Origin of the sequence: Helicobacter winghamensis ATCC BAA-430 (genome assembly GCF_028751035.1) — a bacterium.
Lineage (GTDB): Bacteria > Campylobacterota > Campylobacteria > Campylobacterales > Helicobacteraceae > Helicobacter_D > Helicobacter_D winghamensis.
In genome coordinates this window covers 1,405,957-1,418,292 of the sequence record NZ_CP063533.1, presented here as the reverse complement: position 1 = coordinate 1,418,292, position 12,336 = coordinate 1,405,957, and the positions used below count along the sequence as shown (strand labels likewise).

Genomic DNA, 12,336 nt, shown 5'->3' with positions numbered 1-12,336 from the left:
TTATTTTTATAGTAATTTTAGTTTATGTTTTGTTATAATTGCAATCTCCTTCCATATTAAGAATAGAGTTTTTCTGTTTATCCCCCTTTTTAAGACACTTTCTTATATGGAAGGTTTCAAATTCTTTATAAATCTTAAGTTTTTTCTAACCCATTTAAAACAGGCACAAACACACAGCTTTCAAGTTCTTCTTTTTGCGTTAAGATTCCATTTTGTTTTTTAAAGCGTGTAATGATTTGTTTATTATTTGTGAGTATTGGAGCAACGAGAATTCCGCCTTCATTGAGTTGTGCAATAAGATTTTGCGGAATTTCTTTTGTGGAAGCAGAAAATAGAATTCTATCATAAGGCGCAAAGGTAGTCCAACCATTTTGTCCATCATCAAGCTTTGTATTGATATTGTAGATATTACAAAGCTTAATGCGATCTCTTGCTTCAAGCCAGAGTTTTTCAATGCGTTCAATGCTAAAAACACGGCGTATAAGTTTGCTTAAAATTGCTGCTTGATAACCGCTTCCACAGCCAAGTTCTAACACAGAATCTGCACCTTGACATTGTAAATATTCTGTCATTTTTGCTACGGTTAAGGGGGAGCTAATCCATTGGCTTGCTCCCATAGGAAGTGCGTCAAGAGTGTATGCTAAGTGTTTAAAGCCATTAGGGACAAAAAGCTCTCTATTGATACTTAAAAATGCCTTTTCAGTTGGTGGGCTAAGTGGAAAGTGCTTAGAAATCTCAAGCACCATATTTGCAGTTTTTAACGCTTGCACCTTTAGTTTAATCCAATATTAATATATTTGCGCACTTGTGCAATGGCGTTAAAATCAGCTTCTAGACTAATGATTTCTTTGCTATCATCTACTATTGCAGTGCCAAAAGGTGTGATAATTCCACTTCCTTTAGCGCAAGTATCATTTGCGCCACTACTTGCGATAACAAAGCTTTGTGTGGTGATTGCCAAGGCTTTTGTTAGAGTTTCAAAGTTGTCTTTGCGCTCTTTCCCCCATTGTGCTGGAACAAAGATTAAATCACAACTCTTTAGCCTTTGCCAAAGCTCAATAAATCGCAATTCAAAGCAATTAATCGCACCGCAAGTTAAGCTATCAATCTTAAAAGGTGCAATCTCGGCAATATCGCCACTTTGAAAATGCAAATGTTCATTGCCTAGCGGAAAAAGCTTGTGCTTGCTTTGCTTGTGGAGTAATTCACCTTTGTGAAAAACCTTTAAATTGTTATAGAAACCATTGCGATATTTTTCAATCATTGTAACAATAATTGTGCGATCGCTTGAGAGTGTAAGTAGTGTTTCTGTAGCTTCTTTTGCAAACTCACTGGCTTCATCCATTCTTTGATAGCAAAAATTTGTCAAGCACACTTCTGGTGCTACAATAATGGAATCGCTTTTGCACTGGATAATAAGATTGCGCAAATGCTCTAAATTTTCTAAGAAATTTTGCTTAGTTTTAACTTGTAAAGAATAAAGCGTTTTAGAAATCATCAAAATTAATACTCCCTTTTGCGTAATTTGTAACATTTCCTTCAAAGAAATTTGTTTTTTGCTCATTAAAGGAGCTAAAAGAATCCACCCATTTAATTGGATGTCTTGCGTTGTAAAGTGCCGGTAAGCCAACACGTGTTAGGCGATTATCTGCAAGATAACGGATATATTCGTGGATAATTTCACTAGTAAGTCCTAAAATTTGCCCTTGTGTAATATATTCCCCCCAGGTGGATTCTACGCGTACCGCTTCTCTAAACATTTCTAGCACTTCTTCAATTAAGTCTTTGGTAAAAAGATGAGGCATTTCTTTTCTAAGGGAATTAATCATATTTTGAAAAAGCAATAAATGTGTTACTTCATCGCGTTGTATAAAGCGAATCATTTGAGCACTTCCTAGCATTTTACCACTTCTTGCAAGTGTGTAGAAAAAGGCAAATCCGCTATAAAAATAAATCCCTTCTAAGATTTGGTTAGCAAACATCGCTTTTAGAAGTATAGATTCTGTAGGATTAACAGAAAGCTCCTCATAAACATTTGCAATATAATCATTTTTGCTTTTTAGTTGAATATCTGTGCGCCACATTTCATAAATTTCATCAGTGTTTGCAGAAATAGATTCTACCATTACCGCATAACTTTGGGAGTGCAAAGCCTCTTCAAAAGCTTGACGCACTAAGATTAAGTTAATTTCTGGGCTTGTGATATAGGGATTAACATTATCAATAAGATTGTTCGTTTGCAAGGAATCCATAAAGATTAGTTGCGCTAAAGCTCTGTCATAACCAATTTTTTCTTCTGGCGTTAAGCCATCAGAGTAATCGCGTTTGTCTTGCGTCATATTGACTTCTTCTGGAAACCAGGAATTTGCAAGCATTACTTTCCAAAGATTATAAGCCCACTGGTATTTAATCTTGTTAAGCTCAAAAATACTTGTGGGATTTCCCCCAAAAATACGGCGTTCATTAACGCTTTCTTTGGAGTTTGGATTATAGATTTTTTTACGATGAATCATTGTCACGCCTTGCAAAAAAAATGAAATAATTGATAAAATTTTAAGAGCAGTATTATAAAGCTTTATAGTTTAAAACTGATTAAATAGATTTTTTAGGAATAAAAAATGGAGATTGTGAAATTAAATATTAACGGGATGCATTGCAGCGCGTGTTCTTCTGCGATTGAAAAAAATCTACAAAAGATTCCAGCCATTACAAATATTAAAATTAATGCAATTAGCGGGCGCGCGAAAATTGCTTATGAGAATACAAAAATTTCTTCTAAAGAAATTATGGATTTAATTACTTCTTATGGATTTCCTGCAAGCTTAGATGATTCTAAGGCGCAAGAAGTGGCTTATATCAAGGGGTTAAAGCAACGCTTGTTTGTCGCAGTTCCGCTTTTTTTAGGGATTTTTCTTTTACATATGGGGGGATTCCATAGTGCTTGGAGCGGCGTTGTTCAGCTGGTCTTGGCAAGTGTGGTGCAATTTTATTGTGGGTATCCTTTTTATGTGGGAGCTAAGAGCTTTTTTAAAACAAAATCAGCGGATATGAATATGCTAATTGCACTTGGCACAAGTGTAGCGTATGCGTATTCTTTGTATTTGTTTGCTTTGGGAGAGAGTGGGTTTTATTTTGAAGGTAGTAGCGCGGTGATTTGTTTTGTGCTTGTGGGGGAGTATTTAAAGTCAAGCGCAAAAAAAAAGGCAAGCGATGGTGTGGCAATGCTCGCATCTTTGCTGCCTGCACAAGCAAGATTAAAGCTGGAATCTAATTTAAAAAGCACAAAATGGGTTGCAATAGATGGAATCCAAAAAGGCGATGTGTGTTTGGTGTTAGGTGGAGAGAAAATCCCTCTAGATGGTGTGGTGCTTAGTGGCAAGGCGGAAGTGAGTAGCGCGCATATTAATGGAGAAGAGTTGCCAAAGCTTGTAGAGAGTGGGGCGGAAGTTGTTGGGGGAAGTTTGGTTTTAAATGGGGAGCTTACCATTCAAGCAACTAAGGACGCTAATGCATTTTTTGTGTATGAAATGCTAGATTTGCTAGAGTTATCTCAAAGCCAAAAGCCCCCTATTGGAAAGCTTGCAGATAAGATTGCAAGTGTATTTGTACCAAGTGTGGTGGCAATTAGTTTGCTTGCGTTTATGATGTGGATAGCATTAGGAGAGAGTTTGGCTTTTGCACTCTCTATTGCTGCTTGTGTTTTGGTGGTTTCTTGTCCTTGTGCTTTAGGGCTTGCTACGCCTTTAGCTATTGTATGTGCTAGTATGCGCGCTAAGAGTTTAGAAATTTTAATAAAAAGCCCAGAAATCTATGAAAAAGCACAGCAAATTAAAACGATTATCTTTGATAAAACAGGCACACTGACAAAGGGTGAAATTACGGTAAAAGAATGTAGGATTTTCACAAAAAAGGGCGAAGATTTTGTTAAATCTGTGGCAAAAACTTTGCAACACAATAATCCCCATCCTATTGCAAAAGCGATTTTAGAGTTTGCAAAGGATTCTAAAATGCTAGAGTTAGAAAACAAGGAATACACAATTGCAAAGGGCGTTAAAGGGGAGATTTTAGGGAAATCTTATTATTTTGGGCAATTAGAGTGGGTGGAATCTTGCACTAAGGTTGGTATTCAAAAAAATGAAAATGCCATTGCGTTAGCTAGTGAAAATGAGCTTTTAGCCCTATTTTATTTACAAGATTCCATTAAAGAAAATGCACAAGCTACGATTAACGCGCTTAAAAAACGAGGAATTGTGCCTGTGATTTTAAGCGGGGATAACGCACAAAGTGTAGAAAAAGTTGCAAAAGAGCTTGGGATTACAGAATATTTTACTTCCATTGCGCCTGTGCAAAAGGCGGAAATTGTGGCAGAGTTTGCTAAAAAGGGCAGTGTGTGCTTTGTGGGTGATGGGATTAATGACGCGCTAGCCTTAAAGGAAGCAAGTTTTGGAATCTCTTTTATTGATGCGACTCAATTAGCGCAAGAAGTTGGCGATGTATTGCTTTTAAAAGACGATTTGTGGGGGATTGTGGAAGTTTTTGATCTTGCAAAAGTAACTTTACATAACATTAAGGAGAATTTATTTTTCGCCTATGTGTATAATATTGTGTTGATTCCTATTGCAGCAGGCGTGTTTTATCCCTTTTTTGGGATTGCCTTACAGCCTGCATTTGCGGGGGCAGCAATGGCATTAAGTTCGCTTAGTGTTGTTAGTAATGCACTAAGAATTTCAAAAGCAAGATTAGAAAAATGCGAAAAATAATTGTTTTTTTATTATGCATTGCGTGTATTAATGGTGCGTTTGGCTTGGATTATTTTGTGCTAGAAAAAGAATATCGCTTTAAAAATGAAGAAGTGTATGCAAAGGACTTGTTTAAAGAGACTCCAAAGGATTTTTTGCTTTTTAGGATTCCAACTAGCTCTAATAATTATCAGGTTAAGAGTAGCCAAATCATTAAGACTTTTGAAAATGAAGGCATTGTGGTTGGGGCTGAAGTGCCTATTATTACCTTTAAGCGTGCGTTTGGTGGAGAACAACAAGGGATTAAGAATTATATTTTAAGCGAGTTATTAAAAGAATATAAAAAGAATAATATCCAAATTCAAGCAATCCATTTAGAACAAATTACACCGGTAGATTTTAAAGAAGATGCGATAAAATCTATTGATTTTCCAGCAAAGTTGCTAAAGCGCAATACAGGGAGTTTTGATGTTATTATAGGGGAGCAAAAGGGCAAGCAAATACGCAATAGAAAAGTGTATTTTAAATATGTAATTGATGCAAAACTACAAGCAATCCAAAGTAGTGAGCCTATTAGTGGTAGAAATGGGGTAAATTATAATAATGCACATTTGGTTTGGATTTCGTTTGAGAAAATTAGTAGTCCTTTAATGGAAGAGGGAGAGATGGGGAGAGTTGCGGTGCGATCTTACACGCCAAAAGATGTGATAATCACTAGAGATAGGCTAATTTCAAAGCGTGTGGTAAAAAAAGGGGATAGGATTTTAATTAGTGTGGTAGAAAACGGAGTGTTGCTAGAATTTACGCTTGAAGCACAAAAGGACGCTGCTGTGGGCGATGTTATAAAGGCGCGTGTGATTAATGGCAAAAAGACTTATGAAGTGGAAATTATAGAAGAAGGCAAGGGGAAGTTGCTATGAAGCGTGTGATTGTAGGGATTAGTGGAGCAAGTGGAGCAGGGCTAGGGTTGAAATTTTTAGAATCTTTGCCTTGTGAGATTGAAAAATATTGTGTGATTACAAAGGGTGCTAGGGAAGTTTTAAAGCTTGAAGAAGGTGTGGGAGAGTTTGATTTTAGCAAAATATGGAATCTAAAATTACTAGATGATGAAGAATTAGGGGCGTGTATTGCAAGTGGGTCTTTTGTGTGTGAAGCGATGGCGGTGATTCCTTGCTCAAGCGATGCTTTAGCGAAAATTGCGTGTGGAATTAGTGATACTTTATTATTCCGCGCGGCAAGCGTGATGATAAAAGAGAAGCGAAAGTTGCTTTTAGCGGTTAGAGAAATGCCCTTTAGTGCAATTATGTTAGAGAATATGTTAAAACTTTCACAATTAGGAGTTGTGATAGCACCGCCTATTCTTGGGTATTATGCTGGACGAAGTATGGAGGAAATTGAAGCTTTATTAATAGGAAAGTGGTGCGATAGTTTGGGGATTGCTTGCGATTATAAACGCTGGGAATAATTTTAATCTCCCCTTAAGCTTTTCTAGCTATAATTCCACTTCCTTTTTTGCGCTAAATTTTAATCCCTTAAATTAGCACATTGTAACAGATTATAATAAGTGAATTTCACTCATTTAATCCTTAGTTTTATAAATCTTTACTTTTCTTGATTATAATCAAGAATCCAGCAAATGATTTTATTTAAAACTTAAGATGCAGGCTTTTCTAAGGTTTAATCTTTAATGTAAAAATGTTCTTTAACTTTAGATTATGTAATATACATATTAATGTAGTATGCGCATTAAAGTTAAATGATCTTTGACAACTAAGCAGGAAATAATAAAGAACAACAACTTCTTAAATTATTTTCTAAATTCTTATACAACAAACTCAATTTATTGCTTTGTGGTTTTATTCTTTAAAGCAGTCTTTATGTCATTTGTTAAAAGTTTATATTTTTTTGAGTTTCTTATTATAGAAAGATTAATTCTTTCTTTATATTTTGGAACTTTTTACTAAACTTATAACTAAAGCACACTAAAGATTGTTTGCATAAAACACAAATCTAAAACAGAGATTTTGAGATTTTAGGACAAACTAATCCAAACACAGATTCTTTTTAGATAATTTAAACTTATTAATAAGAATCTAAAACCAAGTAAAACTTAAATCTTAAAATTTAAAGAAACTCTTTAGAGAATCTTTAAATCTTTATTCTTTTAAGCTTTTCTTTCTTTATCTTATGGAGAGTTTGCAATCATTATTTATTTTTGATACAAACTTCCATAATTTTTATGGAGAGTTTGATCCTGGCTCAGAGTGAACGCTGGCGGCGTGCCTAATACATGCAAGTCGAACGATGAAGCTTCTAGCTTGCTAGAAGTGGATTAGTGGCGCACGGGTGAGTAATGCATAGGTTATGTGCCCTTTAGTCTGGGATAGCCACTGGAAACGGTGATTAATACCGGATATTCCCTACGGGGGAAAGGTTTTTCGCTAAAGGATCAGCCTATGTCCTATCAGCTTGTTGGTGAGGTAATGGCTCACCAAGGCTATGACGGGTATCCGGCCTGAGAGGGTGATCGGACACACTGGAACTGAGACACGGTCCAGACTCCTACGGGAGGCAGCAGTAGGGAATATTGCTCAATGGGGGAAACCCTGAAGCAGCAACGCCGCGTGGAGGATGAAGGTTTTCGGATTGTAAACTCCTTTTGTTAGAGAAGATTATGACGGTATCTAACGAATAAGCACCGGCTAACTCCGTGCCAGCAGCCGCGGTAATACGGAGGGTGCAAGCGTTACTCGGAATCACTGGGCGTAAAGAGCGCGTAGGCGGGATAATAAGTCAGATGTGAAATCCTATGGCTTAACCATAGAACTGCATTTGAAACTATTATTCTAGAGTATGGGAGAGGTAGGTGGAATTCTTGGTGTAGGGGTAAAATCCGTAGAGATCAAGAGGAATACTCATTGCGAAGGCGACCTGCTGGAACATTACTGACGCTGATGCGCGAAAGCGTGGGGAGCAAACAGGATTAGATACCCTGGTAGTCCACGCCCTAAACGATGAATGCTAGTTGTTGGGGTGCTTGTCACTCCAGTAATGCAGCTAACGCATTAAGCATTCCGCCTGGGGAGTACGGTCGCAAGATTAAAACTCAAAGGAATAGACGGGGACCCGCACAAGCGGTGGAGCATGTGGTTTAATTCGAAGATACGCGAAGAACCTTACCTAGGCTTGACATTGATAGAATCCGCTAGAGATAGTGGAGTGCTAGCTTGCTAGAACTTGAAAACAGGTGCTGCACGGCTGTCGTCAGCTCGTGTCGTGAGATGTTGGGTTAAGTCCCGCAACGAGCGCAACCCTCGTCCTTAGTTGCTAACTATTCGGTAGAGCACTCTAAGGAGACTGCCTTCGTAAGGAGGAGGAAGGTGAGGATGACGTCAAGTCATCATGGCCCTTACGCCTAGGGCTACACACGTGCTACAATGGTATGTACAAAGAGAAGCAATACCGCGAGGTGGAGCAAATCTATAAAACATATCTCAGTTCGGATTGTAGTCTGCAACTCGACTACATGAAGCTGGAATCGCTAGTAATCGCAAATCAGCAATGTTGCGGTGAATACGTTCCCGGGTCTTGTACTCACCGCCCGTCACACCATGGGAGTTGTATTCGCCTTAAGTCGGAATGCCAAACTGGCTACCGCCCACGGCGGATGCAGCGACTGGGGTGAAGTCGTAACAAGGTAACCGTAGGTGAACCTGCGGTTGGATCACCTCCTTTCAAGAGAGATAACTCAATATTTGTTTATTGAGTTTAAGTTGTTCTTTATCCTGCTTAGTTTTCAGAGATCATAAGACTTTAAGTAGGGGCTTATAGCTCAGGTGGTTAGAGCGCACCCCTGATAAGGGTGAGGTCGGAGGTTCAAGTCCTCCTAAGCCCACCAGATGAAATTCTTTTGGGGAATTAGCTCAGCTGGGAGAGCGCCTGCTTTGCACGCAGGAGGTCAGCGGTTCGATCCCGCTATTCTCCACCAAGTCTTAAAAGACAATGCGCTAATAACAAATTTAGTAGAGCAGTTTATTTGTAAATGAGTTATACTTAAATATGTTATCTATAAAAGCTAACTTTTTAAATATAAGTAAGCCTGTTAGTATGTGATATTAATGCCTAATGTAATAGAATTAACAATAAAAGATAAACTTTTTATTTCTTTAAATAATATTTTTAAAGTAATTCTGGGATATACTTAGATAATTAAAGTGATTCTCAAGTGATTCTAATGTAAGTGTTTTAAATCTCAAACATTTACATTAGAATCTTTATAAAACCTAATAGATTTAGTAGAGATTCTAAATGATATTTAACAACACATTGTCAAAGCCTATATAAGTAATAACTACAATCACGCAAATAACTAAAGATTGTCTTAATGTTTGCATTGCATTCATTAAGGCAGTGGCGTTAGAATATAAAGTCAGTTAAGCTTGTGAAGGGCAAATGGTGGATGCCTTGGGTAGTAGAGGCGATGAAGGACGTACTAGACTGCGATAAGCTATGGGGAGCTGTCAAGATGCTTTGATCCATAGATTTCCGAATGGGGCAACCCAATACATAGCAATATGTATTACCTTAAATGGAGCGAACCTAGTGAAGTGAAACATCTCAGTAACTAGAGGAAAAGAAATCAATAGAGATTCTCTTAGTAGCGGCGAGCGAACGGGGAACAGGGCAAACCAGTAGCTTGCTACTGGGGTTGAGGACTGCAACATCCACGGAGAGACTCTAATAGAACATTCTGGAAAGGATAGCCACAGAGGGTGATAGCCCCGTATATGAAAGAGTCTTTCTAGGTAGCAGGATCCAGAGTAGGTCAGGACACGTGAAATCCGGGCTGAAGCAGGGGAGACCACTCTCCAACCCTAAATACTACTACTACACCGATAGCGAACCAGTACCGTGAGGGAAAGGTGAAAAGAACCGCAGTGAGCGGAGTGAAATAGAACCTGAAACCATTTGCCTACAATCATTCAGAGCCCTATGATTTATCAGGGTGATGGACTGCCTTTTGCATAATGATCCTGCGAGTTGTGGTATCTGGCAAGGTTAAACTAATGTGAAGCCGTAGCGAAAGCGAGTCTGAAAGGGCGATTTAGTCAGATGCTGCAGACCCGAAGCTGAGTGATCTATCCATGGCCAAGTTGAAAGTGGGGTAACACCTACCGGAGGACTGAACTCGTACCCATTGAAACGGGTTGGGATGAGCTGTGGATAGGGGTGAAAGGCCAATCAAACTCAGTGATAGCTGGTTCTCTTCGAAATATATTTAGGTATAGCCTCAAGTGATAGTAATAGGGGGTAGAGCTCTGATTGGGCTAGGGCTGCTCACCGCGGTACCAACCCCTGTCAAACTACGAATACCTATTACCGTATCTTGGGAGTCAGGCGGTGGGTGATAAAATCAATCGTCTAAAGGGGAACAACCCAGACTACCAACTAAGGTCCCAAAGTTCTATTCTAAGTGGAAAAAGATGTGGAGTTACTCAGACAACCAGGAGGTTGGCTTAGAAGCAGCCATCCTTTAAAGATAGCGTAACAGCTCACTGGTCTAGTGATTCTGCGCTGAAAATATAACGGGGCTAAGATAGACACCGAAGTTGTAGATTGTGCTGATGCACAGTGGTAGAAGAGCGTTCACATCAGCGTTGAAGCCATACCGGTAAGGAGTGGTGGAGCGGTGTGAAGTGAGCATGCAGGAATGAGTAGCGATAAAAGTGGTGAGAATCCACTTCGCCGAAAATCTAAGGTTTCCTACGCTATGCTCGTCATCGTAGGGTTAGTCGGGTCCTAAGACAAGTCAGAAATGGGTAGTCGATGGAAAATAGGTTAATATTCCTATACCAACATTAGTGTGCGATGGGGGGACGCATAGGGTCAAGACAAGCTGACGGATAGAAGTGTCAGTCGAAGGGTGCAAGTTAGGAGATTGGTAAATCCGCTCCCGTATCCCAAACCCAACAGGCATACCAAAACCTTCGGGTAGCGGTGTGAATTGTTAAGATCGTCGTGCCAAGAAAAGCCTCTAAGTTTAGCTAATGTTGCCCGTACCGTAAACCGACACAGGTAGATGAGATGAGTATTCTAAGGCGCGTGAAAGAACTCTCTTTAAGGAACTCTGCAAACTAACACCGTAAGTTCGCGATAAGGTGTGCCACTTTAAGTGGTCTCAGCAAAGAGTCCCTCCCGACTGTTTACCAAAAACACAGCACTTTGCCAACTCGTAAGAGGAAGTATAAGGTGTGACGCCTGCCCGGTGCTCGAAGGTTAAGAGGATTAGTCAGCCGCAAGGTGAAGCTTTGAATTGAAGCCCGAGTAAACGGCGGCCGTAACTATAACGGTCCTAAGGTAGCGAAATTCCTTGTCGGTTAAATACCGACCTGCATGAATGGCGTAACGAGATGGGAGCTGTCTCAAAGAGTGATTCAGTGAAATTGTAGTGGAGGTGAAAATTCCTCCTACCCGCGGCAAGACGGAAAGACCCCGTGGACCTTTACTACAGCTTGGCACTGCCGATGGGAGCATTATGCGCAGCATAGGTGGGAGGCTTTGAAATCTTTACTCCGGTAGAGATGGAGCCACCGTTGAGATACCACCCTTAATGTTTCTGTCTGCTAACTAGCTAGAGTTATCCTCTAGTAGGACAATGCCTGGTGGGTAGTTTGACTGGGGCGGTCGCCTCCTAAAAAGTAACGGAGGCTTGCAAAGGTTGGCTCAAAATGGTTGGAAATCATTTGTAGAGTGTAATGGCATAAGCCAGCCTGACTGTAAGACAAACAAGTCAAGCAGAGACGAAAGTCGGTCATAGTGATCCGGTGATTCTGTGTGGAAGGGTCATCGCTCAAAGGATAAAAGGTACCCCGGGGATAACAGGCTGATCTCCCCCAAGAGCTCACATCGACGGGGAGGTTTGGCACCTCGATGTCGGCTCATCGCATCCTGGGGCTGGAGCAGGTCCCAAGGGTATGGCTGTTCGCCATTTAAAGCGGTACGCGAGCTGGGTTCAGAACGTCGTGAGACAGTTCGGTCCCTATCTGCCGTGGGCGTAGGAAAGTTGAGGAGATCTGTCCCTAGTACGAGAGGACCGGGATGGACATACCACTGGTGTAGCTGTTGTCCTGCTATGGGCATCGCAGCGTAGCTACGTATGGATGTGATAAACGCTGAAAGCATCTAAGCGTGAAGCCAACTCCAAGATGAACTTTCCCTGAAGGTCGCAGGAAGACTACCTGCTTGATAGGGTAGGGGTGTAAGCATAGTAATATGTTTAGCTGACTACTACTAATAGACCGTTTGGCTTAATTGATAAAAAGCCACTGCCTTAATGAGTGTAATCCATTAAGATAGATTTTTAGTTATTGCATTACTTATAGTATCTCTTAATATCTTTAAAGCCTTTAGAATAGTTTAAGTAGCTAAAAGGATATTAAGATAAAGATTTAAAAGCTTCTAAAGAATTCAAGCTTTAAAAATTGAAACTTTAAAGAGTTAAATGATTAAAGACTTATTTGGTTGATTTTACTTTTCTTTTAAAGTATTTAATCAAATTAACTTATATAGGCTTAGTATCATAATTTAAATATTAAAC

General features: G+C 39.6%; 6 protein-coding genes, 2 tRNA genes and 2 rRNA genes. 7 read left to right on the top strand and 3 right to left on the bottom strand.

What is annotated here, in order from left to right; genetic code table 11:
• Positions 1–134: 134 nt before the first annotated feature.
• The 3 genes from IP358_RS07290 to IP358_RS07280 are packed head-to-tail and all read right to left on the bottom strand — an operon-like array spanning position 135 to position 2,513.
• Complete coding sequence (locus IP358_RS07290) at positions 135–770, bottom strand: protein-L-isoaspartate(D-aspartate) O-methyltransferase (protein ID WP_006803084.1); 636 nt, start codon at positions 768–770, stop codon at positions 135–137.
• A gap of 2 nt (positions 771–772) precedes the next feature.
• Positions 773–1,498 carry a carbon-nitrogen hydrolase family protein gene (locus IP358_RS07285; RefSeq protein ID WP_006803085.1) on the bottom strand — a complete coding sequence of 242 codons (726 nt, stop codon included), beginning with the start codon at positions 1,496–1,498 and terminating at the stop codon, positions 773–775.
• Positions 1,488–2,513, bottom strand: a complete 1,026-nt coding sequence (locus tag IP358_RS07280; RefSeq protein ID WP_040498775.1) for a ribonucleotide-diphosphate reductase subunit beta — start codon at positions 2,511–2,513, stop codon at positions 1,488–1,490. The genes IP358_RS07285 and IP358_RS07280 overlap by 11 nt, the downstream gene beginning before the upstream one ends.
• Before the next feature lie 105 nt (positions 2,514–2,618).
• Between IP358_RS07280 and IP358_RS07275 the strand changes: the two genes are divergently transcribed.
• The 7 genes from IP358_RS07275 (at position 2,619) to IP358_RS07245 (ending at position 12,054) form a co-directional block, all read left to right on the top strand.
• Positions 2,619–4,760: a heavy metal translocating P-type ATPase gene (locus IP358_RS07275; RefSeq protein WP_006803087.1), complete on the top strand. Its 2,142-nt coding sequence runs from the start codon at positions 2,619–2,621 to the stop codon at positions 4,758–4,760.
• Complete coding sequence (locus tag IP358_RS07270) at positions 4,748–5,659, top strand: flagella basal body P-ring formation protein FlgA (protein ID WP_006803088.1); 912 nt, start codon at positions 4,748–4,750, stop codon at positions 5,657–5,659. The genes IP358_RS07275 and IP358_RS07270 overlap by 13 nt, the downstream gene beginning before the upstream one ends.
• Complete coding sequence (locus IP358_RS07265; protein WP_040498777.1) at positions 5,656–6,204, top strand: UbiX family flavin prenyltransferase; 549 nt, start codon at positions 5,656–5,658, stop codon at positions 6,202–6,204. Before IP358_RS07270 ends, IP358_RS07265 begins: the two co-directional genes overlap by 4 nt.
• Before the next feature lie 771 nt (positions 6,205–6,975).
• Positions 6,976–8,474, top strand: a 16S ribosomal RNA gene (locus IP358_RS07260).
• A gap of 86 nt (positions 8,475–8,560) precedes the next feature.
• A tRNA-Ile gene (locus tag IP358_RS07255) sits at positions 8,561–8,637 on the top strand.
• 14 nt (positions 8,638–8,651) lie between these two features.
• A tRNA-Ala gene (locus tag IP358_RS07250) sits at positions 8,652–8,727 on the top strand.
• A gap of 443 nt (positions 8,728–9,170) precedes the next feature.
• Positions 9,171–12,054: ribosomal RNA gene (locus IP358_RS07245) — 23S ribosomal RNA — on the top strand.
• The 16S and 23S rRNA genes sit together here with 2 tRNA genes alongside, the layout of an rRNA operon.
• Positions 12,055–12,336 lie beyond the last annotated feature (282 nt).

What these genes read in the sequence shown, in the direction of transcription:
- IP358_RS07270 (WP_006803088.1), top strand. Translation starts at nt 4,748, where the DNA reads ATGCGAAAAATAATTGTTTTTTTATTATGCATTGCGTGTATTAATGGT.
- IP358_RS07265 (WP_040498777.1), top strand. Translation starts at nt 5,656, where the DNA reads ATGAAGCGTGTGATTGTAGGGATTAGTGGAGCAAGTGGAGCAGGGCTA.
- IP358_RS07285 (WP_006803085.1), bottom strand. Translation starts at nt 1,498, where the DNA reads ATGATTTCTAAAACGCTTTATTCTTTACAAGTTAAAACTAAGCAAAAT.
- IP358_RS07275 (WP_006803087.1), top strand. Translation starts at nt 2,619, where the DNA reads ATGGAGATTGTGAAATTAAATATTAACGGGATGCATTGCAGCGCGTGT.
- IP358_RS07280 (WP_040498775.1), bottom strand. Translation starts at nt 2,513, where the DNA reads ATGATTCATCGTAAAAAAATCTATAATCCAAACTCCAAAGAAAGCGTT.